We start from the raw sequence: 25,918 nt of genomic DNA, 5'->3' as shown, positions 1-25,918 counted from the left end.
CGTCTCCTTTCTGATTCCTGCGGTCCGCCTACCGTCCGCGTCTTCGCGCGTGCGGCATCTGCGCCGCACGCGCCCTCTTCGCGGTGGTACGGGGACCGTGCCATTACATTGCGCAACCGGTTGTCCTCACCATACGGCAATGTAAAAAGTTGTGCAACCGGTTGTCCGCCAAGCGGTTTCCATCGACCGCTTATCCGAAAAAAGCAACCGCCCACCAAGGACAACGGTCATAATGGCCGCGGCGTGCCTGCGCTTGCCGCGGGCACGCGAGCCGTCACGGCGCGCGTGCCGGGGTTGCCTGTAGTACAGTGACGGTATCCGGAGCCCACGGGCGCATCGCATGAGGAGGGACATGTCCGTATCGAGAAGCACCAAGTCGACGCTCGCCGACGTCGCCGCTGCGGCGGGCGTATCCCGATCGACCGCGTCGCGCGCGCTCAACGACTCGCCCCGCATCAGCGAGGCGACCAAGGAGCGCATCCGCAAGATCGCCCGCGACATCAACTTCGTGCCCAACGCGCGCGGCCGCGCGCTCGCCGTCGGCCGCTCCGAGACCATCGCCATGCTCGTCACCGAGCCGCTCGACGAGCTGTTCTCCGACCCCACCTACGGGGCGTTTCTCGGCGGCATCACCGAGGAGCTCTCCGAATCCGAGTACCTGCCGGTGCTGCTGCAGGCCTCGAGCGAGCACGAGCGCGAGCGCGTCGTGCGCCATTTCGAGCGCTTCTCGTTCGACGCCGTCATCGACATCTCCCCCTACCGGGGCTCCGACCTGCTCGAGGTCCTGCGCGACCTCGCCATACCGACCGTGCTGTGCGGACAGCTCGAGGGGCACCCCTATCGCGACGTGTTCTCGACCGTCTACTCGGACGACGTCGAGGGCGCCGAGCTCGCCGCGCGTGCCCTCGTGGAGCGCGGCCGGGAGCACTGCGTCGCCATCCTGGGCCCGCAGGACAACCCCGCCGTCTCCGACCGCATCCGCGGCTACACGAACGTGCTGGGACGGGGCCTGAGCGCCGACCGCGTCGTCTGCACCGGCTGGAGCGCGAGCGACGGGTTCATCGCCATGCGCCGCATGCTCGAGCGGGACATCCCCATCGACGGCGTCCTCGCGGGATCCGACCGCATCGCCTCCGGCGTGCTCGAGGCCCTGCGCGACCACGGCCTTGCCGTTCCCGACGACGTCTCGGTCATCGGGTTCGACGACCATCCCATCGCCGAGAAGGTGACGCCGCGGCTCACGACCATACGGCAGCCGCTGCAGCTGGAGGGCGCCATGGCTGCAGACATCGCCCTCAACATGATCCGCGGCGACAAGCCAACCACGACGGTCCTCCATATGGAGCTCATCGAGCGCGACTCGGTATAGCAAGCCGCGTCCGCCCGTCCCGGGCGCCTCACAGCCCACATGAAGCGCCCTGTTCATATGTGCTCGTCTGCTGGCATACACATGCGCGACTATGCCCTAGGGCGTCCCTGACACCTAAGCTATACTGAGGTGCAACCCATGAGCGCCCTGCGCGCTGAAAGGAGACCGACTCATGTCCACGAAGCTTGCCCCTGCCGATACCTGCGTCCTTGTAACCGGAGGCGCGGGGTTCATCGGCTCCCATACCGTCGTCGAGCTGCTCCAGCGCGGCTATCAGGTCGTCGTGGTCGACGACCTGTCCAACTCGAGCCCGGTGGCCATCGACCGCGTGAAGGAGATCGTCGGCGACGACGCGGCCAAGAACCTCACGTTCTATGAGGCCAACATCCTCGACCGCGACGCCCTTGGCCACATCTTCGATGCGCACCATATCGACCGCGTCATCCACTTCGCCGGCTTCAAGGCCGTCGGCGAGTCGGTCCACAAGCCGCTTGAGTACTACCACAACAACATCGGCAGCACGATCGCCCTCTGCGAGGTCATGCGCGACCACGGCTGCACGTCCATCATCTTCTCGAGCTCCTCGACCGTCTACGGCGATCCGGACAACCCGCCCGTGACCGAGGCCGACCCCAAAAAGCCCGCCACGAACCCGTACGGCTGGACGAAGTGGATGATCGAGCAGATCCTCATGGACCTGCACACCGCCGACCCCGCCTGGAACGTCGTGCTGCTTCGCTACTTCAACCCCATCGGCGCGCATCCGAGCGGGCTGATCGGCGAGGACCCCAAGGGCATCCCCAACAACCTCGTGCCCTACGTGGCGCAGGTCGCCGTGGGCAAGCGCGAATGCATCAACGTCTTCGGTGACGACTACCCCACCCACGACGGCACGGGCGTGCGCGACTACATCCACGTCGTCGACCTCGCCCGCGGACACGTCTCCGCGCTCGAGTGGATGAACGGCCGCTCCGAGGTGGGCATCTTCAACCTGGGCACCGGCACGGGCTCGAGCGTCCTCGACGTCATCCATGCGTTCGAGAAGGCCTGCGGTCACGAGCTGCCCTACAAGATCTGCCCGCGCCGCGATGGCGACATCGCCGCCAACTGGTGCGACGCCGCGAAGGCGCGCGAGGAGATGGGCTGGACCGCCGAGTACGACATCGACGACATGTGCCGCGACTCCTGGAACTGGCAGTCCCACAACCCCGACGGGTTCGAGACCGCCTAAGGCGTGCGCCCGGTATCGCGCGCAACGGTTCTAAGCGTACAATAGACTGCGGTCCGCCCAGCGGGCCGCAGTCTTTTCACATCGAGAGAGTGGGGCCACCCGTGCAAAGCCCGTTTATCGAGTTTCTCAACCGCCATATGGACGAGATCAACCGCTACCTCATCTCCTTCTTCCACGGTAAGACCGATAACCCGGACATCGATGCGTACCTCTACGCGCCGCTCGGGCGGTTTGCCGAAAACCCCGGCAAGCGCCATCGCCCGCTTATCTGCATGCTCGCGGCCCAAGCCGTGGGCGGCGACTTCTCAAGCGCCATCAGTGCGGCTGCCGCCATCGAGCATTTCCAGTCCGCCGCCCTCATCCACGACGACATCGCCGACAACGGGCACGTGCGCCGCGGCCAACCCTGCATGTACCTGACCGAAGGCGAGGGCATCGCCATCAACTGCGGGGACCTGGCGCTGTCGCTCGTAACCGGCAGCGTGCTCGACGACGACACGCTCTCCGATAGCCTGAAGATCCGCCTTTTGCATGAGCTCGTCGACATGACGACCCGCACTATCGAGGGGCAGGCGCTCGATTTGGGCTGGGTGCGCGACGGGCGCTTCGACCTCACGGTCGACGACTACCTGTGCATGGCGACCCACAAGACCGCCTACTACAGCGGGGCGACCCCTCTGGCCTGCGGCGCCATCATCGGCGGCGGCACGCCCGAGCAAATCAAGGCGCTGCGCTCGTTCGGCATGGACACCGGCCTCGCCTTCCAGATTCAAGACGACCTGCTCAACCTGATCGGCGAAAAGGAGTCGAAGAACAAGGACTTCCGCAGCGACATCACCGAGGGCAAGCGCACGCTCGTTGCCGTGCACGCGCTCGGCTGCCCCGAGGTCCACGACGAGCTCGTGGAGATCCTCTCCTCGGGCACCGAGGACCCTGCGATACTGGCGCGCGCCGTGGACATCCTCCAGACCTGCGGCTCCATCGACTACGCGCACCGCTACGCACTCGACCTCATCGCCCGCGCGAAAGAGACGCTCGCCACCATCGAGCTCGACGAGGACTGCCGCGCCCTCTTCCTCGCCATGGCCGATTTCTTCGTGGAGCGCCTGAGCTAGCGCGCACCGCCTTGATACACGATCGCCCCGGGCGCGCACGGATTCAGCTGAGCGCGCCCGGGGCGTTATTGTTTTCGAGCTGTCCGCAATGACCGTGCACCATCACCTGTGGGGCGCACGACGCGCGGTGCATCCCGCGAGATGCACCCCACAGCCGCCATGCACGCAGTTGGGCCCCGCCGGGGTCATGAGGTCCCATGCAATAACCTCGATGACCCGGACGGGGCCCAATGGATGGGGAAGGGGCATGTCGGGAGGCGCCGTCGGAGCGCCTTCGCACCGCGCTAGGCGAACAGCAGGCTGTAGACGACCATCGCGATGGCGATCAGGGCGAACAGCACAAGGGAGGCGAGCGCACCGCGATCCTCTTTCAGAGGCGTCACCTGCGCTTCCGTACCGTCCTCTAGAACCATGACCTCGCCGAGGCTCTTGAGCATCATCCATCACTCCTTGTCTTGCGCCCACGACACCTATCGTAGGCGACGATTGAAAAGCTTCTGTAAGCGCAGCCGAAGGGTCCAGAAAAGCATTCTGTGCCGGCGCGGTCGCCAGGCGCGCCGCCTATGCGTCCTCCGGGGGCGCGACGTCGATGGTCACGGTCACGATGGCACCGCCCGACGGCGCGTTTTCGAGCACGACCGCACCTCCATGCAGGCGCGCCAGCGTGGCTACGATGCTCAGGCCGAGACCGAAGTGCTCGGCGCTCTTGGCCTCGCCGAAGAAAGCCTCGCAGCCGCGCCGCAGCGCCTCCGGGCTGAAGCCCGGGCCATCGTCTGCCACGCGCACGGCCAGCATGCCGAAAGCCGTATCGAGCGCGAGCCCCAGCGCGATGCGCGAATCCGCATGGGTGCATGCGTTGCCGAGCAGGTTGTCGAGCACTTCCTCGACCAGGGCGCGATCGACCGACAGCGTCGCGTCGGGCGCCATGCCGGACGTATCGACACCGAGCGCAACATCCGGCCGCTGGGCGCCGATTAGCCCCTGCGCGTGGGCGCGCAAGGCGCCGGCAAGCGCGCCCGCCTCGACGATCTCGCGCTCGACCTTACGGTCCTCCAGACGCGCGATCCCGCTCATGGCCTGCGCATAGCGCTCCAGCCGGATAACCTGGGTCTTGATGGTCTCAAGGGCGTCGGCGCCGATGGCCTCCCCGCGCGCGGCGCGCAGCTGGGCCATCTCGACGGTACCCGCGAGCACGGTCACCGGCGTGCGCAGATCGTGCGCGAACGCGGCGTTCAGGCGACGTCGCTCCTCCGCGGTACGCCACAGCTCGCGCTGGGACGCCTCGAGCGAGGCGCGCATCTTCTCGAAGGCCTCACCCAAGCGCGCGAACTCGCGGCCGGGCACCGCGGGCGTCGTGAAGTCGAGATCCTGCGCCGCCACGCGGTTCGCGCAGTCGCAGAACACCGAGAGGGGCCCACCGAGGCGCTTGCGGTAGAAGCGCCGGAAGAACAGGACAGAGAACACGCCGAGCACGATAAAGGGTGCTGCCGCCGACGCGATGCGCAGCCCCATCATCAGCGGGGTCTCAATCGCCAGGTTATCGCGGTAGATGAAGTACGCGATGTTCGAGACGATCAGATCATCGTTGCCGGCCACGAGATTGCCGATCTCGGCATCGACGGGCAGGCGCTCTGCGCGCTCGCGCGCGTCGTATGACGCGAGATCCGCGCTGTCGATGATTACCGGGGAGTACGGGTCTCCGATCTCGAAATCGCGCGTGGTGTAGTTGCCGCCCCAATCGTACACGCGCAGCGTCGCGTCGTCGCGCACCATATCCATCGTCGCGTAGCCGATCGGCGCCCCGGTCTCCGCATTGATAACGTTGACGCCCGCCCCCATCGTCAAGGCGCCGCTGCGCGACCCCAGAAACGTCACGCGGTTGCCGTCGTCGAACTCGATAGCGACGGCGGGCACGAGTTCATCGGCCTCCTCATCGTAGATATAGGGCACGTCGTTGACATCGATGCGCCCCTCCCACTCCTCGCTCTGCAGCGCGGCGTAGGCCAACATGAGGCTGAACACGATCGCGATCGACACGACAACCGAGACCGCGACGCAGCCCGCGGCATAGCAGAAAAACGTCCTCATGAGCGGCATGTCATCCCAGAGAGCGCACACGCGCCCCTTGAGACCCTTGAGGCTGCAGCGCTTCTCGGGCGTCCGCCCCCCCATCATGATGCGCTCCAGCGATAACCCACGCCCCACACGGTCTCGATGGGGTCAACCGGGCAAGCCGCCTCGGCGAACTTCTTGCGGATGCGGCGGATATGCTCGCGCACGATCGATGGGTCGCCCTCGGCGTTCCAGCCCCACACCTGCTCGTAGATGCTCGCGCGATCGTACACGCGCCCCGGCTTCTTGCTGAGCAGCGCCACGATGTCGAACTCCGTGCGTGTGAGGTCGAGCCGGCGAGGCGCCTCGCCCGCCGCCGTAACCTCGACGATGCGGCTGCCGTAGTCGATGGCGATGCCGCCTGAGAAGCGCACGCGGGCAGACGGCATCGCTGCACGCCGGGTCTCGCGAGCCAGATGCGCCCGCACGCGACCGCCGAGCACGGTCAGCGAGAACGGCTTGAGCACATAGTCGTCGCCACCGGCTGCGAAGCCGTCGAGCTGGTCGGCATCCTCGACGCGCGCCGTCAGAAAGATGATGGGGCACGAGACGGTCTCGCGGATTCGGCGGCAGGTCTCAAAGCCATCCATATCCGGCATGTTGACATCGAGCAATATCAGGTCGTAGGGACCGCCGCCCTCCGCAGCGGAGACGATCAGGTCGATAGCCTCCGGCCCGCTCGCTGCAGTGTCGACGCGGTATCCCTCCATGGAGAAGTACTCCTGGAGCATCGCCGAGATCGCCCGCTCGTCATCCACGACCAGCAGGTATCCTGATCCTGCATGCTGTTCGCGCTCCATCGTGCCCTCCTTCTCATCACGAATCGGACTGGTGCGGCTCCCGCACGCGCACCGCGCTTGCGTGCCGCCGACCCCATGATGGCAGATGCCTGTCACAAAACTTCCTACGCACCGGCAGCAGGCGGTGTTCGCATGATGCCCATCGATTCTTTGTTGAGGACGCACCGAGTGCAGATACTGGTCATGCAGTGGTATGGGTATCTTGATACACTGGAAGGGCATCTTGTTGAATATCGATGCCGCCCCGCCCTTCGGGCACTGGGCGGCCTTGCAGCATACTCACGTGAAAGGGGTTCGCATGGAGCCGATCGTCAAAGGCATGAAGGGACCCGCGGTCGAAGACGTCCAGTCGCGACTCGCTATTCTCGGCATAGAAATCGACCAGGCGGAACGTGACGAGAAGCTCTTCGGCGACAGCACCGCACATGCCGTCAGCTCCTTTAGGGAGGACAGCGGGCTCGCCCCCGGCGATGAGGTGGACATGACCTGCTGGTCGGCGCTGGTCGACGCGTCGTATCGCCTGGGTGACCGCACCCTCTACCTGCGCCTGCCCAACTTCCACGGCGCCGACGTGCGCGCGCTCCAGCAGGCGCTCAACGTCCTCGGCTTCGCCTGCGGCACCGACGACGGATACTTCGGCCCGCATACCGAGGCGGCGCTGCAGCAGTTCCAGGAGAACGTCGGCCTGTTCGCCGACGGCATGGCCTTTCAGGACACCTACGCCTATATCGAGCGCCTGCGCCACGTGTGGGAGGGCAAGCCCTCCATCGTGGAGGCCGAGGAGCGCATCGGGTTCGCCCGCGCCGCCGAGGTGCTCGAGAACTACCGAATCGCCGTGTACGGCGAGGACCCCATCGCACGCAGCGTCGCCTCGCGCATGTGGAACATCGCCTCGGCGACGACCGAGACAAGCGGCATGGTGCTCTGCGACAGCAAGGAGGCCATTCCCGCCGACATGGACCTCGTGCTCGAGCTCGCCGGCACCGGCCTGCCCGATGACGCGGAGCCCCGTCCCACCATCGCGCTCGAGGAGTGCGTAAACCTGTCGCAGCGCATCGGTACGGCGTTTGCCGCAGCGAAGGAGCGCCCCGCGTTCATCCGTATGGAGCTCACGGGAATCAGCAGCTACAACGGCATGTTCACGTCGAGCGACGCCCAGACACTCGCCGTACGGCTGCTCGACGGCGTTTGCGCCGCACTGAACGTTTAGGTACACTGAGTGAACCCGACCGGATGCACGGTCGAGGACCGTATTGGGGCATCGTCCAGCGGCAGGACCCCGGTTTTTGGTGCCGGTTACGGGGGTTCGAATCCCTCTGCCCCAGCCCGATAAAACAGCAGGTCAGACACGGTGGGATGTCTGACCTGCTTCTTTGTTGGCGTCCAAGTCTTGAAACGCGCCATGAAACAGTCATGAAATCCGTCCCGCAGGGCATCGCGCGCCGCAAGCCTCGTGCTCCCAATGCACCCTGTGGGCCAAATGGTGGGCCAATTATGGGCCAAACGCACCACCAATTCACGCGCAGCATCTGATGGACGAGAGTACGGCAGCCCCGCCCGTCCAAACATCCTACCGGTCGATCAAGCGATCCGACGAGCCGTGGCTCGCGCGCCGGTAATCGTCGCTTGTCAGCACCTCCTGGGGGATGCGGATGTTGTCGCGTAGCGCACGCTTGAACGCCAGGCGAAGCGGCACGGGGAGATCCTTCACAAGGCGCGCAAAATCGCGCGGGGCCTCCTGGTTCACCGCCGCATTCTCGCGTCCGCCATCCTGCTGGACGTGCGCGCGGTTCGCCGCAAACATGGCCCGGTACATACCCGTATGCAGGCGAATATCGATCACGTTCACCTCGCGCGCCCGCTCAACGAGCCGCGCGCCCTCGCGGTCCACATCGCCCGCATAGTAGACGTAGTCGAAGCGATAGCCGATATCGTGCAGAAAGTCGTCGATCGCATGCGCGATGCACACGTTATGCCCGGCACCGAAGATCACGCCGCCCACGCGCTTGCCGAACAGGCGCACGTTGCGCTGCCCCTTGAGCAGCGTGACGATCTCTTCGTAGACGTCGATGTTCTCGACCACGATGAAGGGACGGTCGGACCCGATTCCGTAGAAGCCGTGCAGCACGGGTGTCTGGTTGGAGGAGATGCGCAGCATCATGGGATTCATGCCCGACGCGTTCATGCGCTTCATAAGGCGCTCGCCGCGCTTGCCCTCGAGCGCCTTCTCGTCGTCGAAAATCTGATAGGCCCGCTGCCGACGCGTCGCATAGGGGACCTGTTCGCCCTCGTGCACATGCACCCAGGCGCTCACGCGCGCCATATCGTCCTGCGCGCTCTGCTTGGCATTCGTCTTTTGCGCGCGAGGCTCGGTCTTCTCCAGCTTGCCCGAATGGCCGCCCTTGGGGGACTTCGACCCCTTCGGAGCCGCCTTCGCTACAAAGTGCTCCCTCTCGGAAGCACCTCCCATCCGGGAGAGTTGTGCCGGCAGGTGCGCGACAATCGAGGCCGTCGCATCGGCTGAGACGCTTTTCACGTGGGACAGCCCCGCCGATATCGTCTGGATCGGATGAAGCTGGAGCAGCTTCGCCGGCATGGCGACAAGCTTGCGGGAGCGCGACGGATCGGTTGCAAGCGTCTCGTCATGCGCAGGCTTTGCGGGAGCCGGCTTCGCCTTCTGCCGCTTTCGACCCTCGCCCCGGCCCTCGTCCCGCTGCTGCCGCTGCACAGGCACCTCCGAGCTCCGACCCTCCTTGTTGCGACGACGACGCGTACGGGAGCGCTTCGTTCGCGGAGCGTCGGCATCACGCGGCGCGCGTTCGGTGGGAGCACCTCCTTCAGCGGCAGACTCCACCGGAGAAGACTGCTCGCCCGCGGGCTGCACCACCTCTGCAGGTGCCTTCTGCCCATCGGCCGCCTCGTCGTCCCGTTCGCACGGCGCATCGTCTGCCGAAGCGTCATCATCTGCCGACGCAGCAGCATCGCATGCATCCGCAGCGTCGGCCTCGGCCTCCATCTCCGCCGCAGCGCGCTCCGCCGCGGCGGCCGCCATGCGTTCGCGCACCTCTTCCATATCGATGCCGGCGACCGCAAGGTCGATCTGATAGACCGTGGCGCCGTGGTTGCCCGCCGTCGGCACGAGCAGCCCCTTGTCGGCCAGGCTGTCCCGCAGATCGTCGTAGCCCTCGCCCACGTTGATGGAACGCAGCACCTGGTTGATGGCGCCGAGCTTGATCTTGGGCTCCTTGCGGCACAGCAGCGCATGGGCCAGCGTGAACGACTTGCGGCGACCCAGCTCCGTGGCGCCTTGAATCCACGCGGACAGCGCGCCCACGACCTCTTCGTTATCGGAAAGCAGCACAGGCTCCATAAGACACAGTTCCTTCTTTGGCAGTACAACCTATTTACCGTAACACAGCCGCGTATACCCCATGGACCCGGTTGCGCCCACAGCCATATCTCCCCATGACCTTCGTCCATAAACTTGCTTGGGCTGCATCCGCAAGGGTGGCACGCGTCCCATCCGCGAGGTGCTCGAGCAGGCCGAGCGCCCCACCGAGCACGGCGCGCTCGTGATGGACACCGCCGGCTACGACATCTCGTCGGTCACCTCCATGGTGGCAGGCGGCTGCCAGCTGGTCATCTTCACCACCGGACGCGGCGCCCCCACCGGCAACGCCATCGCGCCGGTCATGAAGGTCACGGCCAACGAGCGCACCTATCAGCACATGGAGGACAACATGGACTACGATCTCTCCCCCATCGTGCGCGGTGAGCAGACCGCAGCCGAGATGGGCGCGGCGATGCTCGACGAGATCGTGGCCATCTGCAACGGCAAGCTGACCAAGGCCGAGGCCTACGGCTTCTCGGACATCGCCGTGGACCACGTCTGCCGCTTCGTGTAGCCCTACCAGAGCATCCTGCAAGGTGCTAAAGGGGGTTCTTTAATCGAGGACCCCCTACTTTCAGTACTTTTTTCAGGCCGTTGGCTGAAGCGCAATATATGCCCATAATGGACATAGCCTTTGACCTGCTGTTTTCTTGCTGTCGATTGAGCGATATGGCGCCCCTTCAGCGCGGGCACCCCAAAAAGTACTGAAAGTAGGCCCTCGAGGTTCCAACATCGCCGAAATCTACGATGCACCGTCGTCTCACACGGCAAAAGCCGCACCCGGGAGAGCTGAACCCCGGACGCGGCTTCGTTTTTTCGCACCCTTGCGGGCGCGCATATTGGCGACGGCGACAGCGCGCTACGCGACGTTCTCGCTGCCGGCGTCCTGAGCGGATGCGGCGGCCTGCTCGCGCACGTGCTCGCGACCCATCTCCGTCCACTCGGGCTCCTCGTCGGGCATCGAGCCGGCCTCCTTGGTGAAGAACTCCTTCAGGCAGTTATAGGCCACGATCACACCGAGGACCATCAGCAAGATGGCGAACACGAGCTGCAGACCGGACGTGGCGATGACAGCCGCACCGGACGCGGCGAGCGCGTTCACGCAGCCGATCGTGCTCTGCACGAGCGAAGTGAACGTGCAGCACAGCAGGAATACCACGGGCACGTACAACATCCAGCCGCGGCGACCGGTGCACTTGCAGAAGACCGCGAGCGTGATCATCGTCATGCCGCCGAGCAGCTGGTTGGAAGCGCCGAACAGAGGCCAGATGTTGTTGTAGCCGCCGAAGGCGAGTGCGAAGCCGAGCGCAAGCGTGAGCACGGTGGCAACCCAGGTGTTCGTGACGACCTTCTCCACGCCGGTGAGGGACGCCTGCTCATCCTCGAGCGCGTCGTTGCTGCGCGCGAAGAACTCCTGGAACGACAGACGGCCGATGCGCGCGACGGCGTCGACGGAGGTGAGCGCGAGCGCGGAGACGCACATGGTCATGAACACGGTCGCGAGGGTGCCGTCGATACCGAAAGCCATCATGCCGCGGGCGATGCCCTGCGAGAAGATGGAGAACGGGGTGGCGGCGACACCGTTGTTGAGAGCGCCGGTGCCGGCGGTGTTCAGGTCGGAGAACATGATGGCGGCCACGACGATGGCGAGCACGCCCACGAAGGACTCGACGACCATGGCGCCGTAGCCGACGGGCAGCATGTCGGACTCCTTCTCAATCTGCTTCGAGGAGGTGTTCGTGGACACGAGGCTGTGGAAACCGGAGAGGGCGCCGCAGGCGACGGACACGAACAGCAGCGGGAACAGGTAGCTGCCCTTGGCGGCGAGCGCGGAGATGTCGGCGACCATGGGCGCGGTCATCGTGGCCTGGCCGTTCGCACCGAGCACGAAGATGCCGAGCACGGCGCACACGATCATGACGATCATCATGATACTCGTGAGATAATCGCGCGGCTGCTTGAGCGTCTGGATGGGCATGGCGGCCGCGAACAGCAGGTAGACGGCGATAACGGCAAACCAGCCGAACTTGGACAGGTACACCGGGAACTGCATCCCGACGGCGAACATGGCGACGAACAGCACGACGGCGAGCGCGAGCTCACGGACGCCGGAAAGCTGGAAGCGGCGGTTCAGCCAGCCGAAGGCGATGGCCACGAACGTGAACAGGATGGAGATGGTGCCCGCCGTGCCGCCGGCATAGGAAGCGGCGGTATCGACCGCGCCCGAGGCGTCGAACGTCGCCTGGAACGTGCCGGCAACCATGTCGACGAAGGCAGCGATGACGATGATGGTGAACAGCCAGCTGAAGAGCAGGAACAGACGACGACCGGTGCGGCCGATGTACTTCTCGATCAGCTGCGCGAGCGACTTGCCGTTGTTCTTCACGCTGGCGTACAAGGCGCCGAAGTCATGCACGGCGCCGAAGAAGATGCCGCCCACGAGCACCCACAGAAGCACCGGCAGCCAGCCGAACATCATGGCGGCGATCGTGCCCGTCACCGGGCCAGCACCGCAGATGGAGCTGAACTGGTGCGAGAAGGCGGTGAAGCATGAGGCGGGCGAGAAGTTCTTGCCGTCCTCCATGCGACGTGCGGGCGTGATGGCCTCGCGGTCGACGCCCCACTTGGCCGCAAGCCAGCGGCCATAGCCCAGGTAGCCGGCAGCCAGCACGACTGCCGCCACCACCACTACGACGATACCGTTCATACCAAATCCTTTCCCCCGGAAGGCCACCCGATGCAATAAAAAACGGGGGCCGTCGACATGTTCTCGACGGCCCCCGTAGCCTTCAGCCGCCCGCTATCGCACGGGCTGGCATGTGTCACCAACCCGTATCAGATAATCTCGCTGATAATGGATAGCAGGTTGATGTTCCTCATCGTGATGAACCTTCTTCGTTACGTGGCGCGGACGGATATCCGCGTTCCCTTACAAGGCGAAACATAGTCTACGCTTTAGCGAGCGAAAGTCAAAACAGGGAGCAAACTGTTACGAACGCGTTACCATCGGACCTTCAGCACCCGTGCGGACGCAGCTATTACTGAGCCTGCTGCGCAGAGGTCGCCTCGCCGGCTAGGTCGCCGACCAGGGCGCGCCCCACGGCTTTGCCCGCGTCCTCGTCGAGCGACCAGGCTCCCTCGCCGGTGCGCGAGCACGGCAGGGAGATCTCCTGCTCCTCAACAGGCGCCTCATCCAGCGCTTTGACCAGCATATCGCCCACCTCGGCGTTGATCTCGTCTTGTGTCATGGTCAGGATGCCGCCGGAGCCGAGCACCTCGACGATGCCCTGCTTGAGGCCGCCGACCACACCGGCAAGCGTCTTGGACGTCAGCGTGACCTCGGCGGTCGCCGTGCCCTGCTCGGCATCCACCTCGATATCGCCGATCTTATAGCCGAATCCGTCAAACAGGGCATCTGACAGCTCTTGGGGATCGACCCCAAGGTCGGTCAGGCTCCCGTCAGCGCTCATCGTGTCCACCATCTGGCGGCGCGCCTCGGACTCCTGGTTGGCGATCTCGTCGAAGGCCTGCGTGATGCCCTCGCGGATCTGCTGCTCATCGGACGGACCGCCGCAGCCGCCCGCCAGCGCAACCACCGCCGCGCAGGCAAGTGCCACGATGGCGGATGCAAATCGTTTTCCCACCGCTTCCTCCCTTGGATACGCGAACGCGCCCGACTGAGCTGCGGGCGCGCCCGGATGCGTCATGGTATAGAGGGGTGGCGCCGAGACGCGCCACCGCGCCCGGAAGCATCGCGCCGGGCGCGGCGCACATCACGTCGGCGCGCCCCGTTTGCGCGAACGCGCGCAGGCGCTGCTACTCCTTGGCGCCGTACTGCTCGTAGTAGGCGTCGATCGCCTGCTTGATCGCGTCGTCGATCACCACGCGGCCGTTCACCTCACGGTTGTAGAGGTGCTCGACGACCTCGGCCATCGACACGATGGAGGCGACCGGGAACCCATATTTTGCCTCGATCTCCTTCTGCGCGGTCGTGACACCGCCCTTGCCGACCTCCATGCGGTTCAGCGATACGATCAGGCCCTTGACCTCGACGTTCGCCGCGGCCATCAGCTTGGGATACGTCTCGTTGATGGACTTGCCCGAGGTGGTCACATCCTCGACCATCACCACGCGGTCGCCGTCGGCCAGCTCGTACCCGAGCATGTTGCCCTTATCTGAGCCGTGGTCCTTGACCTCCTTGCGGTCGGAGCAGTACTTGACCTCCTTGCCGTAGAGCTCGTGCAGGGCGATGGCGGTCACGACCGACAGCGGGATGCCCTTGTAGGCCGGGCCGAACACGACGTCGAAGTCCAACCCGAAGTTGTCGTGGATGGCGCGCGCGTAGTACTCGCCCAGACGCTTGAGCTGCTCGCCGGTCACGTAGGCGCCCGCGTTCATGTAGAACGGCGAGGTGCGGCCGCTCTTGAGCACGAACTCGCCGAACTTGAGCACGTCCGACTCGACCATGAACTCGATGAACTCCTGCTTATAGGCCTCCATAGGCATCCTTTCGACAGACGCCGCGACGGCGGCGTCGGCATGCAGACTGCAACCATCTTAGCAAGACGGCACCCATGCGCGCGCCGGCGGGCGCGAATGGGCGCACCGCAGTGGTCCGCACAAGAAAGGCGCCCCGCGGCTCACGCAGCCGACGGGACGCCTCCACATCACGTTGATGCGCTAGCGCTGTGTGCCCCTACTCGCCGCAGCCGCTCTCGACGAGCTGCACGAGCGCCTTCACCGCTTCTTGCTCATCGTCGCCGTCGGCGGTGATGATGATCTTGGAGCCGCACGAAAGGCCCTGCGTCATAAGGGCGAGCATGCTCTTGGCGCTCACGCCGTCACCGTCGGCACCGGCCTTCTTGACAGTGACGTTCGACGAGAACCCCGACGCCGTCTTGCAGAACAGCGAGGCGGGGCGGGCATGCAGGCCCGTGGCGTTGACGATGGTGGTCTCCTCGGAATACATAGGCACTCCTATCTGGTCGTGTTCGTGCGCGCGTCCGGCAGCCGGGTACACTGCGCTCTATGATATACCCGACACGGCGATGCCGTACGCAACGGACGCGGCGGGTCCGGCTTCTATCCGCTGTAGCGCGCGAGAAATGCCCGCGTGCGCTCCTGCTTCGGGTTGGCGAGCACCTCGGCGGGGTCGCCCTCCTCCACAATCATGCCGCCGTCCATGAAGACGACACGATCGGCCACATCGCGCGCGAACGCCATCTCGTGGGTCACGATGATCATCGTGATGTCCTCGGCGGCGAGCTGGCGGATGACCTTCAGCACCTCGCCGGTGAGCTCAGGGTCAAGGGCGCTCGTGGGTTCGTCGAAAAACAGGATGTCGGGATTGAGCGCAAGAGCGCGTGCGATGCTTGCGCGCTGCTGCTGGCCGCCCGAAAGCTGACAGGGCACCTTGTCCTCGGTGCCCGTGAGCCCCATCTTGGCGATGAGCGCGCGGGCCTCGCGCTCCACCTCGGCCCGATCGCGCTTCTGCACCACGATGGGCGCATCCATGATGTTTTTCAGCACGCTCATATGCGGAAACAGGTTATAGCTCTGGAACACGAGGCCGAAACGGCTCTTCGCCCGACGCAGCGCATCGCCCTTGAGGTAGGCCACGTTGCCGCTCGCGTCGGTCGTGGCCACCTGCAGGTCGCCGTAGCTCAGGGTTCCGCTGTCGATCTGCTCAAGCGTGGTCGCGCAGCGCAGCAGCGTGGACTTGCCGCCGCCTGACGGGCCGATAATCGCCACGACCTCGCCCGGCTCGACCGACAGCGAGATATCGCGCAGCACGACGTTGCCTCCGAACGCCTTGCTCACATGCTCCATCGCAAAGACCGGCTCTGCCATGTCCCTCCTCCTTCATGCTGTCCTCATCGGGGACGGGGTAGCCTGGCGCCACCCTGCCCCCATGAGGGGGCAGGGTGGCGCCAGGCTACCCCGTCCCCGATGAGGACAGACCGTCCTTAATCGTGGTAGTAGTCCAGCTTTTTCTCCACACGGCCGATGATGATCTCGACCAGGAAGTTGAACACCCAGTAGAACACCGCCGAGATGGCAAACGGCACCATGCTCACCTGCGAGGCCACGAGCGCCTTGGCGGTGGAGAACATCTCCGCCACGCCGATGGCGAACGCGAGCGACGTATCCTTCACGAGCGTGATGACCTCGTTGCCCATGGAGGGCAGGATGCGCTTGATCACCTGGGGCAGCACGATGCGCGCGAACGTCTGCGCACGCGAGTAGCCGAGCACCTCGGCGGCCTCGTACTGGCCGCGCGGGATGGACTGGATGCCGCTGCGGTAGATCTCGGCGAAATAGGCGGCGTAGTTCACAATGAACGCGATGATGCACGCCTGCCATTTCGAGTCGGGCGTGAGCTCGATGCCGAACACGTAGTACGGTGCGAAGTAGATCGCGAACATCTGCAACATGAGCGGCGTGCCGCGCAAGATGGAGATGTAGACGCGGGCGAGCGTGCGCAGGGGGAGAAACCGGCTCATGCGCGCCAGCGCGATGGGCACGGCAAGGGGAATCGACCCCACGAGCGTCAGCGCGAAGATCGTGATCGTCGTGCCGAAGCCCTCCAGCAGCATCCCGGTCATGGTCGTGATGTCCATGCGTCCCCTTTCATGCAGCAAAATGGGAAACCGAGCTCACCCCGGTTTCCCATCCGATTCTCAATCGCCTCAAGCCCTGCTGGCCCGGGCGCAACCTACTCCAGAACCCAGTTTTCGTAGGAGATGCCGTACTCGGCGTACTTGTCGCACAGCTCCTTGACGGTACCGTCCTCGTCCATCTCGCGCAGCGTGTCGGTCACGGTATCGGCAAGCTCCTGGCTGCCCTTCTTGAAGCCGACGGCGTAGTGCTCCTCGGAGAGCATATCGGGCAGCTGAACGTAGGCGTCGGGCTTCGCGGCCATCTGGTACTCGGCAATGGAGAGGTCGCAGGCAACGGCGTCGACCGCACCGGACTCGAGCTGCATGAACGCCGTGTTGTAGTCGCCGATCTGCTCGAGCGAGGCGAACGTAGCGGCAAGCTCGGCCTGGTCGCCCTCGAGCACGTCGAGCGCCGCGGAGTCGACCTGGGTAATGACCGTCTTGCCGGCAAGGTCCTCGAGGTTCTCGATACCGCTATCGGCCTTCACGACGACAACCTGGCCGTTCAGCATGTACGGGCTCGAGAACGTGTAGTCTTCCTCGCGGCCCTCCATGGTGAAGCCGTTCCAGATGCACGTGATGGCACCGGAGTCGAGCAGGGTATCCTTGGCGTCCCAATCGATAGGCTCGAGCTCGATCTCCCAGCCGTTGCGGTCGGCGACCTCTGCCGCAAGGTCGAGGTCGAAGCCGGTGAATTCGCCATCATCGCCCACATAGCCGTAAGGCGGATAAGACTGGTCGAAACCGACGGTGAACGTGGCGATATCCGCCGAAGTGTCCTCGGCGGTCGCGGTGTCGGCGGGCTCGTCCGCCGCCGGAGAGCCGCCGCAAGCGGCAAGCGCGAGGGCGCCCGCGAACGCAACGGTCGCGGCGATGGGCGCGAACAGACGATTCTTCTTCATGCTCTACCTTCCCTATCAGGTCTCACGCCCACCACCGCACGCGGCGCCGGGCGCTGGATTGCAACGGACTTCACTTTACTATGGTGTAGTACACACGGCAAGTATCTTTTTGCCGGAGCTCTGATGGGAAATCGCTCCGACACGAAACCCTGTCGCGGCGCCCGGCCCAGATGCGAATGGGGCGCCGTGGGCAACGGCCAGGGCTTCAGCGCCTGTCGTGGGTCCGGATATCGCCCTGCGGGAAGGCCGCTCGCGATCCACTCGACCGGCTTTCCCGCAGGGCGATATTAGATGTCGCTGCCGGCAACCTCTCGGCATTGCCTGAAATCCTATGAATACATATTAAATATTGCTAGGGGTACGATTTTTCGGTGCCCCGACGCCACCGCCGGAAGCCCCTCACCATTCCCGCAGGATTTAACTGGGGAAATGTCAGAGGGTATGGCGCCCATGGGCACATGACACCCGAAAATCGTACCCCGGACAATCTTTTATTTAATCTGCTCGTTAACAAGCACATTGAGACGGACGATTTTATGCAGTTCTATCCGCTGCTTATACATCTAGCGTCTTCCCCAGCGGAGCGGAGCGCAGTCCAATTCCATGGGGCATCGCGCGCGGCAACGCCCGTGGGGTGCGGGAAGTGCCGGCGCGGCCGCACGCTGTCCGCGCAAGGACCTTCTGCAGCGATGCCCCCGAGGCCTGACCCAAGACACCGTTAGGCGCACAAAAAGCCGCCCGCTCGACACTCCGAACGGGTGGCTCCCCCATCGATCAGCCCCTCTTAGAAGATGCTCTGATCGATGCAGTTCTTCATAATGACGGCCATCTCGGCGCGCGATGCGTTCCTGGCGGGAGAGATGGTGTAGCCGTTGGCCGTCGGCACGCCATTGATGACCCCGTTGGCAAGCGCCCAGATGACGCCGCCCTGCGCCCATGGGCTGGTCTCACGCCAGTCGAGCATAGCGGTGAACTTCGACGCGTCGACCGCGCTGCCCGGCACGCGTGCGATATTGGCGATCACGCAGGCAAGCTGCTCGCGCGTCACGTAGTCGCCCACGCCGAATTCCGTGTAGACGCCCGCGGCGTTCTGATAACCCTGCATGTAGCCGCGCGCAACCACCCAGTTGACGGCCTTCGCGTAGTACGCGCCCTGGTTCACGTCGGCAAGCCCGCACGCCTGCAAGCTCTGCCCGCCACCCAAGATGTTGTAGATGACGACGGCGGCATCCTCGCGCTTGATGGCGCTGTTCGGGTAGAAGTACTTCACGGGACCATCCACGCCGCTCATGTAACCGTGCTCATACATGTAGGCCACCGCGTCGGTATACCACGCGTCGCCCACGTCGGCGAAGGGCAGGGTGCTCGACAAGCTCGCCTCGTCCTCGGCGATGTATGCCAGACACGTCGCGCGCTCGCGCTCATAGCGCGCCGCGTAGCTGTCGGCATAAGCGTAGTCGTAGGTGTAGACGCCGCGCACGACCGCGTCGCACAGGGCGTTGACGAACTGGCGGTCGGTCATGGAGCTCGTCAGGTTCGCGTCGCGGAAAAACTTCTGGCACCCGCCCGACCCGAACAGGTTGCACAGGCTCCATGCCAGGCCCTTGACGCAGTCGGCGCGCCCGGAGATGTCGACGCCGAACGTGTTGCGCAGGATGCGCTCGACCGGCTGGTAATACTCCTGGTAGGCATAAGCGTCCTGCAACGCGGCGAACTCCGTGGGGTCGGTCTGGTAGGCAGCATGCCAGGCGTCCTCGGCAAGGCGCCCGATCTCGGTCAGCTGTTTGGTCGCACTGTCGTAGATGGCGGCGGCCTTCAGCTCCTCGCCGCGTGCCACGACAGGGCCGAACATGGCGTACTTTGTCGGGTTGTACTCATAGACCGCCTGGATGAACGGCACGAGCGCATAGCGGCGGTCGAACTGGTAGAACCCCATGGCGTTGTAGCCGTCGCCGTAGCTGAAGCCCTGGTTGTAGTTGGAGCCGCTTTCGTTTTCGGCGAAGTACTTCATCTCGGAGGACAGCGCCTGGGGAGCCAGGCGCGCAGAGCCCCCTGAGAGCAAGTCGATATCTGAGGACAGCGAGGGGTCCTCCTCGTAGGCGTCCGCACGGTCGAAGTCGCCCGGAGCGGGAAGCTGGGCAGTCGCGTCGGATGCGGCAGACGAAAGGCCGCCCGTATCCGCCGAGGCGGCGGCCGGCGCGCCCGTGAGCGCGAACGCGCAGACAGCGGTCAGGCCCGCGAAAACAGCACGATGCCGAAGCGTCATGGGATCCTCCTTGGTTCAGCGTCCCCTGTGGGGAGAGTACATATCGGGTGCATATGCGCGAACGCGCATGCGAGGATAGACGCCATTATGACGTGCGGGATTTCGGCCGGCAATGGATTCAGCCGGATTTCCAAACTACCCCGTCCCCGATGAGGACAGAGCCCGCGAACGCGAAAAAGCGGGGAAGGGCATCGCCCTCCCCCGCTTGGCATAGCGAAACAATGTCTTGTCGCGTCGGAGCTAGCAGATCTCGACGACCCAGCCCTCGGGACCCTCGATCTCGCCGTCCTGGATGGCGGTCAGGGTCTCGCGGAGCTTCTTCATCACGGGGCCGACTTCCTCCATGCCGCTCGCGAAGACGATCTCCTCGTCGCCGCACACGACCTTGCCCACCGGGCTGATGACGGCGGCGGTGCCGCACATGCCGCACTCGGTGAACGCGCCGGAGGCGACCTCGGAGAACTTCACCGGGCGCTCGACGACGGTCATGCCCAGCATGTCCTGGGCCACCTGCACGAGCGAGCGGCGGGTGATGGAGGGCAGGATGGAGTTCGTCGCGGACTGCGGCACCACAAGCGAGCCGTCGGCATCGACGAACAGGAAGTTCGCGCCGCCGGACTCCTCCACGTAGGTGTGGGTCTGCGGGTCGAGGAACATGTTGTCGGCGAAGCCCTCGGCGTGGGCCTGGACGCTCGGATACAGGCTCATGGCGTAGTTGAGGCCCGCCTTGATGGCGCCGGTGCCGTGGGGCGCGGCGCGATCGTACTCGGGGACCTTCACCGCGACGGGCTTGACGCCGCCCGAGTAGTACGGGCCCACGGGCGTCACGAGGATGCGGAACTGGTACTCGTCAGCGGGGGCCACGCCGATGACCTCACCGGTGGCGACCATGAGCGGGCGGATGTAGAGCGTCGCGCCCGAACCGAACGGCGGCACCCATGCCTCGTTGGCCTTGACGACCATCTTCACGGCCTCGAGGAACTTGTCCTCGGGGAACGGCGGCATCACGATGCGGCGCGCCGAATCGGCCATGCGGCTCGCGTTCAGGTCGGGACGGAAGCAGACGATGCGGCCATCCGCCGTCGTGTAGGCCTTCAGGCCCTCGAAAACCTCCTGGCAATAGTGGAAGATGCCCGCGCACTCGGAGAGCGTCAGGGTGTGGTCGGTCGTGAGACCGCCCTCCTCCCACGCGCCGTCCTTATAATTGCAAACATAGCTGTAGTCGGTGGGACGGTAGGCGAAGCCCAGGTTGCCCCAGTCGATATCCTTCTTCTCAACTGCCATGGTGAACTCCTTTTTCATTACGTGCACAGCCGCGCGCCAACACGGCGCGGCAGCGTTGCGAACGATTCTACTCCCGCGCGATGGAGCGCTCCCGAGAGTTTTCCGTTTCGATACATGAAGGACAGCCGACCAGGCCCGGCGGGGCGACCGGGACCGCCGCTTACCGGCAGCACCCAGTGTTGCCGGTCTGTTAATCCTAGCGAATCGCTATAGATTCGCTATACTTAATCGCATTCGCACGCGAGAGGGAGGGGCGCCCGTGGGATTCATCACGACCATCAAAGAGGACATCGCCACGGTCAAGCGCAACGACCCCGCGGCGCAAAACGGCCTCGTGATCTTCCTGTCCTATCCCGGCCTTCATGCCAAGTGGGCCCACACGCCCGAGCACTGGCTGTGGAACCACGGCGCCCGCAGCATCGCACGCATCTTCTCGCAAATCACCCGCTTCATGACGGGCGTGGAGATCCACCCGGCCGCCCAGATCGGCAGGCGCTTCTTCATCGACCACGCGATGGGCGTCGTCATCGGCGAGACCACCATCGTGGGCGACGACTGCACCCTCTACCAGGGCGTCACACTCGGCGGCACGGGCAACGAGGAGGGCAAGCGCCACCCCACGCTCGGCAACAACGTCACCGTGGGCAGCGGCGCCAAGGTGCTCGGCAACATCCACATCGGCGACAACGTGCGCATCGGTGGCAACTCCGTCGTGGTGAAGGACGTGCCGCCCAACTCGACCGTGGTAGGCGTGCCCGGCCGCGTGGTGCGCCGCAACGGCTGCCGCGTGATGGCCGAGAGCTTCGACGCCAAGCAGCATCGCGAAAGCATGCCCGACCCCGTCGAGGAGGCGTCGCTGCTGAACCGCGAGGGCATCGCCGACAACGCCCGCCGCATCCAGGAGCTGGAGCAGCAGGTGCGCGAGCTGACGGATCTCGTGCAGACGCTTGCGGGCGCCGAGAACAACCGCCACGCAAAGGGCCGATAGGGCCGCACGCCGCCCGCGCGCACAAAAAACGCCGGCCCGATGGGGGCCGGCGCACAGACGCCTTACAGCTTGTGGAGACAGTACCGTGTGGCTACTTGTCGGAAAAATGGCTGCCCGGATGCACGTCGTCGGCCGCCGATGAGCCCGCCTTGTCCGCCTTCAGCGCCGGGATGATACGCTTCACGACCCAGAACACCACGACGATGAGCACGATCGCGATGAGCACGATCTTGACGATGTCCGAAAAGCCCTCGACCTGAGCCGTCACCGTCTCCCAGGCGCCGCCTGCCGCATAGCCCAGGCTGCACAGCACCGTGTTCCACACCGCCGAGCCGACGAGCGTGTAGAGCGTGAAACGCACGACGCTCATCTTCGCCGTGCCCGCGGGGATGGAGATGAGGCTGCGCACGACGGGAATGCAGCGGCACAGAAGCACCGTGATCTGGCCGCGGCGGTCGAACCAACCGATGGCCTTCGCCACGTCGCCGGAGTGAAAACCGAGCAGGCGCATGGGCTTGGTGTCGAAAAAGCTCTCAAGGCGGTCCTGCGACAGCAGGCGACCGATACCGTAGAGCACGAAGGCGCCGACGACCGAACCGATGGTCGCTGCCACGATGACGAGCGGCAGCTTCATGGTCGTCTGGATGACGAGAAAACCCGACAGGGGCAAGATGAGCTCACTGGGGATGGGCGGGAACACGTTCTCGAAGAAGATGAGACCGAACACCGCAAGATAGCCGAACTGGCTGATAAAGGAAAAGAATGCGTCTTCCATGAACGCCTTTCTGATTCGCCGTCGTTGCCGTGAACGATGATAGCCGCTCGCGTTGCGACCACCGCGTTATGCACCGGAAACGCATATCGGGCGCACCGGAAGCACAAACCGGCGCGCCGAACGTGCCGCCGGCGGCGCGCGGTCGGCAGGCGGGGCGCCGATGGCGTAATACCTGCCGCGGCGGGTGTTGGCTTATACTGTCATAGTCCAAAACGCAATCGATCGCGCCGCCTCAAGACCCGTGAGACCGGCGATCTAGGGAGGATATATGGCAAGCATCAGCGTCGATTACTACTCCTCTTCGCTCATGCGCACGACCACGCTGGACGTCATCCTGCCGTTCGACAACCCCGATGACGCCTGGGCGGTCGACGCCAATCTGCGCCGCGACCCCCACAACTGGGAAGCCGCGCCCTATCCGCCGAAGAAGCCCCCGTTCCGCACGCTCATCCTGCTGCACGGCATCAACGGCAACCACACCGACATCATCTCCGAGACGCGCATCGCCCGGTGGGCGTCCGAGCACCAGCTCGCCGTCGTGATGCCGTCGGGCTACAACGCGTTCTACATCGACAACCCCGAGACCCACAACTACTTCGGTCGCTTCGTGGGCCTCGAGCTGCCCAACGTCGTACGCCGCATGTTCCCGCTCTCCGAGCGCCGTGAGGACATGTTCATCGGCGGCATCTCCATGGGTGCCTACGGCGCGCTGCGCAACGGCTTCAAGTACGCCGAGAACTTCGGCGCCATCATCGCGCTGTCGAGCGCGATGATCATCGACAACTTCGACGCGCTCATCCGCGACGAGCCGTTCTTCCTGTCGCGCCCCTTCCTCGAGTCCACGTTCGGCGACCTGAACCGCGTCGTCGACTCCGACAAGGATCCCGGCCGCCTCGCCGCCGACGTCGTGTACTGCGATCGTCCGCGCCCGCGCGTGTTCATGGCCTGGGGCAACCAGGACCCGCTGGCCCAGCCCAACCGTGTGCTCGCCGCGCGCCTGCGCGGTACCGGCATCGAGGTCGAGCAGCGCGAGTTCGCCGGCGGCCATGACTGGGACTTCTGGAACCAGGCGCTGCCCCAGGCACTCGACTGGCTCCCGCGCGGGTAATTCGCCGAAACGTCGTTCGCTGTCTCACGGGTGTCGGGTATAAATAATTACAATGTATGTTCGTCACCTCGAGCTGCTCTTTAAGAAGGAGAGGTCAACCATGGCACTGCTCAAGGTCGATTTTTACTCCAACTATCTTCAGCGCAACGTTCTTCTGACCGCCGTCATCCCCGTCGACAAGATGGACGGCAACAAGCGCGCCAAGCGCCGCCAGGGACCGTATCGCACCATGTACCTGCTGCACGGCCTGTTCGGACGCGACTACGACTGGATCGACAAGACCCACGTCGTTGAGACCGCGGAGGCGCGCGACGTCGCCCTCATCATGCCGTCGGGTGAGGACGGCCTGTATCTCGACAAACCCGAGATCAACGAATGGCACGGCAAGTTCATCAGCGAGGAGCTCGTCGACGTGACGCGCCATCTGTTCCCGCTGTCGCGCAAACGCGAGGACACCTGTCTGGCCGGCATCTCCATCGGCGCCTACACCGCGCTCATCAACGGCCTTCTGCGCCCCGACCGCTTCGGCAGCATCGTCGCGCTGTCGGGCGCCTTCATGCGCGACCGCATCATCGAGGCCGTCGAGTCGCACAGCCCACGCAAGCGCAAGTACTACGAGCGCTGGTTCGGCGACCTGGATACCGTCATCGGCACCGACAAGGACTACGTGACGCTCATCGACAAGTTCAAAGAGGACCCCGATCTGCCGAAGCCCAAGTTCTACGGCGCCTGCGGCGAGCACGACAACCTGTGCGAAAACAACCGCGAGGTCGTAGGGCTGCTCGAGGATGCCGGCTTCGACGTCACGTACTGGGAGCCCGAGATCGGCAGCCACGAATGGCCGTTCTGGAACGCGTGGATCGACTGCGCGCTCGACTGGTATGCACCGGGCGAGATGAAGCCGAGCTCGGCGGACGTGGACTACACGGGACTCACCACCCTGCGTCCGCCCGACGAGGGCACCTTCGTCCTGAAAGACGACAACTAGCATGGCGGCGGCCTTTTGGGGCCGCCGTTTTTCATGCTGCGGCGCTCTTGGATGTGCTGCGGGCGGCTTCCAAGCGTGCCGCGCGGGGGCTCCCAAACGAGGCGGGCCCACTTTCAGCACTTTTTTCAGGTCCCCCTCAAGTACGCTTTAGTGTAATGGAGTGCTCAACTGGGAAAACGCCGATGAAATCAGCTTGAAAATCCGGGGCTACTCGGGACCCCCGCAAAAAAGTACTGAAAGTAGGCTGTCGACGATGCGCAGCGCGCTGCGTGGGACAATGGAAGCATATGAAACCGCCTAAGAGGGCAGGAGGAGCCCGTGTCCGCACCGAAAACCCTTGTCATCGTCGCTCATCCGGACCTTGCGGGGACAAGCCGCGTGAACCGCCGCTGGGCCGAAGAGCTTGCGAAGCATCCCGATGAGTTCGAGGTGCGCGATCTATACGCCCTCTACCCCGAAGGCTCCCTCGACGAGGACGGTATATCCGTCGAGCGCGCCGCGCTCGCTGCCCATGACCTCATCATCTTCCAGTTCCCGGTCTACTGGTACAGCGCCCCGGCGCTTCTGCGCACCTGGACCGACGAGGTCTACGGCTTCGGCTGGGCCTACGGCGGCGAAAAGGCCGCACCCGGCGAGCCGGGCCGCGCGCTTGCGAACAAGCGCTTCGCCGTGGCCATGTGCGCCGGCGATATCGAGGCGAACTACTGCGCCACCGGCACCGTCGGCTTCACGCCGAGCGAGGTCATCATCCCCTTCCGTGCGACGGCAAACTACGTGGGCGCCACCTGCGAGGCTGAGCCGTTCTGCCTGTTCGGCACCGAAGGCGATCTCTCAGACGACCAGCTCGAGGCGAGCGCTGTCGCCTACGTGGAGTGGCTGCGCAAGCTCGTGCGCGCGTAGGCGCACGGGACATCCCACCGAGAGCAAGAA

Annotated in this window: 23 protein-coding genes and 1 tRNA gene; 10 read left to right on the top strand and 14 right to left on the bottom strand. The window is 64.8% G+C overall.

All coding sequences use genetic code 11. The features are described 5' to 3' along the window. Positions 1–352 precede the first annotated feature (352 nt). The 3 genes from H6A21_RS01325 to H6A21_RS01315 all read left to right on the top strand — a co-directional run bounded on the left by H6A21_RS01325 (position 353) and on the right by H6A21_RS01315 (position 3,715). Positions 353–1,369: a LacI family DNA-binding transcriptional regulator gene (locus H6A21_RS01325; RefSeq protein ID WP_204559790.1), complete on the top strand. Its 1,017-nt coding sequence runs from the start codon at positions 353–355 to the stop codon at positions 1,367–1,369. A gap of 172 nt (positions 1,370–1,541) precedes the next feature. After that, positions 1,542–2,600, top strand: a complete 1,059-nt coding sequence (galE, locus tag H6A21_RS01320; RefSeq protein WP_204559789.1) for a UDP-glucose 4-epimerase GalE — start codon at positions 1,542–1,544, stop codon at positions 2,598–2,600. A gap of 101 nt (positions 2,601–2,701) precedes the next feature. Continuing rightward, positions 2,702–3,715 (top strand): polyprenyl synthetase family protein, encoded by a 1,014-nt coding sequence (locus H6A21_RS01315; RefSeq protein WP_342589606.1) that lies wholly within the window; start codon positions 2,702–2,704, stop codon positions 3,713–3,715. Positions 3,716–3,999: 284 nt separating this feature from the next. Here the strand turns inward: H6A21_RS01315 and H6A21_RS01310 are convergent, their stop codons facing one another. The 3 genes from H6A21_RS01310 to H6A21_RS01300 all read right to left on the bottom strand — a co-directional run bounded on the left by H6A21_RS01310 (position 4,000) and on the right by H6A21_RS01300 (position 6,627). Continuing rightward, the gene (locus tag H6A21_RS01310) at positions 4,000–4,155 is read right to left on the bottom strand and encodes a hypothetical protein (protein WP_204559788.1); all 156 of its coding nucleotides are present in this window, start codon (positions 4,153–4,155) and stop codon (positions 4,000–4,002) included. Between the two features lie 121 nt (positions 4,156–4,276). Then, positions 4,277–5,890, bottom strand: a complete 1,614-nt coding sequence (locus H6A21_RS01305) for a sensor histidine kinase (protein ID WP_204559787.1) — start codon at positions 5,888–5,890, stop codon at positions 4,277–4,279. Then, positions 5,887–6,627 carry a response regulator transcription factor gene (locus tag H6A21_RS01300; RefSeq protein WP_204559786.1) on the bottom strand — a complete coding sequence of 247 codons (741 nt, stop codon included), beginning with the start codon at positions 6,625–6,627 and terminating at the stop codon, positions 5,887–5,889. The genes H6A21_RS01305 and H6A21_RS01300 overlap by 4 nt, the downstream gene beginning before the upstream one ends. 298 nt (positions 6,628–6,925) lie before the next feature. Here H6A21_RS01300 and H6A21_RS01295 point away from each other — a divergent pair, with 298 nt between their 5' ends. After that, complete coding sequence (locus H6A21_RS01295) at positions 6,926–7,837, top strand: peptidoglycan-binding domain-containing protein (RefSeq protein ID WP_204559785.1); 912 nt, start codon at positions 6,926–6,928, stop codon at positions 7,835–7,837. 44 nt (positions 7,838–7,881) lie between these two features. Beyond that, positions 7,882–7,952, top strand: a tRNA-Gln gene (locus tag H6A21_RS01290). 245 nt (positions 7,953–8,197) lie between these two features. Here H6A21_RS01290 and H6A21_RS01285 read toward each other — a convergent pair. After that, on the bottom strand, positions 8,198–9,997 hold the full coding sequence (locus tag H6A21_RS01285) for a hypothetical protein (RefSeq protein ID WP_204559784.1): 1,800 nt from the start codon (positions 9,995–9,997) through the stop codon (positions 8,198–8,200). A gap of 118 nt (positions 9,998–10,115) precedes the next feature. Here H6A21_RS01285 and H6A21_RS01280 point away from each other — a divergent pair, with 118 nt between their 5' ends. Beyond that, positions 10,116–10,532, top strand: a complete 417-nt coding sequence (locus H6A21_RS01280) for a UxaA family hydrolase (RefSeq protein ID WP_204559783.1) — start codon at positions 10,116–10,118, stop codon at positions 10,530–10,532. Positions 10,533–10,877: 345 nt separating this feature from the next. Here H6A21_RS01280 and H6A21_RS01275 read toward each other — a convergent pair whose 3' ends face one another. From H6A21_RS01275 to H6A21_RS01235, 9 genes are all read right to left on the bottom strand, one after another. Beyond that, positions 10,878–12,725, bottom strand: a complete 1,848-nt coding sequence (locus tag H6A21_RS01275; RefSeq protein WP_204559782.1) for a carbon starvation CstA family protein — start codon at positions 12,723–12,725, stop codon at positions 10,878–10,880. A gap of 331 nt (positions 12,726–13,056) precedes the next feature. Then, a complete protein-coding gene (locus tag H6A21_RS01270; RefSeq protein ID WP_204559781.1) occupies positions 13,057–13,662 on the bottom strand; it encodes a hypothetical protein in 606 nt (201 codons plus the stop codon). A gap of 172 nt (positions 13,663–13,834) precedes the next feature. Then, positions 13,835–14,518 (bottom strand): orotate phosphoribosyltransferase, encoded by a 684-nt coding sequence (gene pyrE, locus H6A21_RS01265; RefSeq protein ID WP_204559780.1) that lies wholly within the window; start codon positions 14,516–14,518, stop codon positions 13,835–13,837. 196 nt (positions 14,519–14,714) lie between these two features. Beyond that, positions 14,715–14,987, bottom strand: coding sequence for an HPr family phosphocarrier protein (locus tag H6A21_RS01260; protein WP_204559779.1), 273 nt, complete (start codon positions 14,985–14,987; stop codon positions 14,715–14,717). A gap of 113 nt (positions 14,988–15,100) precedes the next feature. Then, entirely contained in the window at positions 15,101–15,868 is a 768-nt protein-coding gene (locus tag H6A21_RS01255; RefSeq protein WP_204559778.1) for an amino acid ABC transporter ATP-binding protein, read from the bottom strand. A 116-nt stretch (positions 15,869–15,984) separates the two neighbouring features. Continuing rightward, positions 15,985–16,638: an amino acid ABC transporter permease gene (locus H6A21_RS01250; RefSeq protein ID WP_204559777.1), complete on the bottom strand. Its 654-nt coding sequence runs from the start codon at positions 16,636–16,638 to the stop codon at positions 15,985–15,987. Between the two features lie 95 nt (positions 16,639–16,733). Next, entirely contained in the window at positions 16,734–17,579 is an 846-nt protein-coding gene (locus tag H6A21_RS01245; RefSeq protein WP_204559776.1) for a transporter substrate-binding domain-containing protein, read from the bottom strand. A gap of 784 nt (positions 17,580–18,363) precedes the next feature. Continuing rightward, positions 18,364–19,845 (bottom strand): S-layer homology domain-containing protein, encoded by a 1,482-nt coding sequence (locus tag H6A21_RS01240; RefSeq protein ID WP_204559775.1) that lies wholly within the window; start codon positions 19,843–19,845, stop codon positions 18,364–18,366. A gap of 240 nt (positions 19,846–20,085) precedes the next feature. Then, entirely contained in the window at positions 20,086–21,147 is a 1,062-nt protein-coding gene (locus tag H6A21_RS01235) for a branched-chain amino acid aminotransferase (RefSeq protein WP_275052425.1), read from the bottom strand. 241 nt (positions 21,148–21,388) lie between these two features. Here H6A21_RS01235 and cysE point away from each other — a divergent pair, with 241 nt between their 5' ends. Beyond that, on the top strand, positions 21,389–22,117 hold the full coding sequence (cysE, locus tag H6A21_RS01230; RefSeq protein ID WP_204559773.1) for a serine O-acetyltransferase: 729 nt from the start codon (positions 21,389–21,391) through the stop codon (positions 22,115–22,117). A gap of 91 nt (positions 22,118–22,208) precedes the next feature. On the opposite strand, the gene H6A21_RS01225 is transcribed toward cysE, so the two are convergent. Further along, positions 22,209–22,892, bottom strand: coding sequence for a DedA family protein (locus H6A21_RS01225; protein WP_204559772.1), 684 nt, complete (start codon positions 22,890–22,892; stop codon positions 22,209–22,211). A 268-nt stretch (positions 22,893–23,160) separates the two neighbouring features. Between H6A21_RS01225 and H6A21_RS01220 the strand changes: the two genes are divergently transcribed. The 3 genes from H6A21_RS01220 (at position 23,161) to H6A21_RS01210 (ending at position 25,888) form a co-directional block, all read left to right on the top strand. Continuing rightward, positions 23,161–24,000 (top strand): alpha/beta hydrolase, encoded by an 840-nt coding sequence (locus H6A21_RS01220; RefSeq protein WP_204559771.1) that lies wholly within the window; start codon positions 23,161–23,163, stop codon positions 23,998–24,000. A gap of 100 nt (positions 24,001–24,100) precedes the next feature. Further along, positions 24,101–24,988: an alpha/beta hydrolase gene (locus H6A21_RS01215; protein WP_204559770.1), complete on the top strand. Its 888-nt coding sequence runs from the start codon at positions 24,101–24,103 to the stop codon at positions 24,986–24,988. Positions 24,989–25,306: 318 nt separating this feature from the next. Further along, the gene (locus tag H6A21_RS01210; RefSeq protein ID WP_204559769.1) at positions 25,307–25,888 is read left to right on the top strand and encodes an NAD(P)H-dependent oxidoreductase; all 582 of its coding nucleotides are present in this window, start codon (positions 25,307–25,309) and stop codon (positions 25,886–25,888) included. Positions 25,889–25,918: the final 30 nt, after the last annotated feature.

Origin of the sequence: Collinsella tanakaei (assembly GCF_016902615.1) — a bacterium.
GTDB classification, from domain to species: domain Bacteria; phylum Actinomycetota; class Coriobacteriia; order Coriobacteriales; family Coriobacteriaceae; genus Collinsella; species Collinsella tanakaei_A.
The sequence above is the reverse complement of the archived record's forward strand: the minus strand, read 5'-3'. Positions and strand labels throughout refer to the sequence as shown.

Bases quoted from the DNA above. Each gene is read 5' to 3' on its own strand.
- H6A21_RS01300 (WP_204559786.1), bottom strand. From the start codon at position 6,627: ATGGAGCGCGAACAGCATGCAGGATCAGGATACCTGCTGGTCGTGGAT.
- H6A21_RS01255 (WP_204559778.1), bottom strand. From the start codon at position 15,868: ATGGCAGAGCCGGTCTTTGCGATGGAGCATGTGAGCAAGGCGTTCGGA.
- H6A21_RS01325 (WP_204559790.1), top strand. From the start codon at position 353: ATGTCCGTATCGAGAAGCACCAAGTCGACGCTCGCCGACGTCGCCGCT.
- galE (WP_204559789.1), top strand. From the start codon at position 1,542: ATGTCCACGAAGCTTGCCCCTGCCGATACCTGCGTCCTTGTAACCGGA.
- H6A21_RS01245 (WP_204559776.1), bottom strand. From the start codon at position 17,579: ATGAAGAAGAATCGTCTGTTCGCGCCCATCGCCGCGACCGTTGCGTTC.
- H6A21_RS01225 (WP_204559772.1), bottom strand. From the start codon at position 22,892: ATGGAAGACGCATTCTTTTCCTTTATCAGCCAGTTCGGCTATCTTGCG.
- H6A21_RS01305 (WP_204559787.1), bottom strand. From the start codon at position 5,890: ATGATGGGGGGGCGGACGCCCGAGAAGCGCTGCAGCCTCAAGGGTCTC.
- pyrE (WP_204559780.1), bottom strand. From the start codon at position 14,518: ATGGAGGCCTATAAGCAGGAGTTCATCGAGTTCATGGTCGAGTCGGAC.
- H6A21_RS01260 (WP_204559779.1), bottom strand. From the start codon at position 14,987: ATGTATTCCGAGGAGACCACCATCGTCAACGCCACGGGCCTGCATGCC.
- H6A21_RS01240 (WP_204559775.1), bottom strand. From the start codon at position 19,845: ATGACGCTTCGGCATCGTGCTGTTTTCGCGGGCCTGACCGCTGTCTGC.
- H6A21_RS01275 (WP_204559782.1), bottom strand. From the start codon at position 12,725: ATGAACGGTATCGTCGTAGTGGTGGTGGCGGCAGTCGTGCTGGCTGCC.
- H6A21_RS01285 (WP_204559784.1), bottom strand. From the start codon at position 9,997: ATGGAGCCTGTGCTGCTTTCCGATAACGAAGAGGTCGTGGGCGCGCTG.
- H6A21_RS01215 (WP_204559770.1), top strand. From the start codon at position 24,101: ATGGCACTGCTCAAGGTCGATTTTTACTCCAACTATCTTCAGCGCAAC.
- H6A21_RS01310 (WP_204559788.1), bottom strand. From the start codon at position 4,155: ATGATGCTCAAGAGCCTCGGCGAGGTCATGGTTCTAGAGGACGGTACG.
- H6A21_RS01250 (WP_204559777.1), bottom strand. From the start codon at position 16,638: ATGGACATCACGACCATGACCGGGATGCTGCTGGAGGGCTTCGGCACG.
- H6A21_RS01220 (WP_204559771.1), top strand. From the start codon at position 23,161: ATGGCAAGCATCAGCGTCGATTACTACTCCTCTTCGCTCATGCGCACG.
- H6A21_RS01235 (WP_275052425.1), bottom strand. From the start codon at position 21,147: ATGAAAAAGGAGTTCACCATGGCAGTTGAGAAGAAGGATATCGACTGG.
- H6A21_RS01295 (WP_204559785.1), top strand. From the start codon at position 6,926: ATGGAGCCGATCGTCAAAGGCATGAAGGGACCCGCGGTCGAAGACGTC.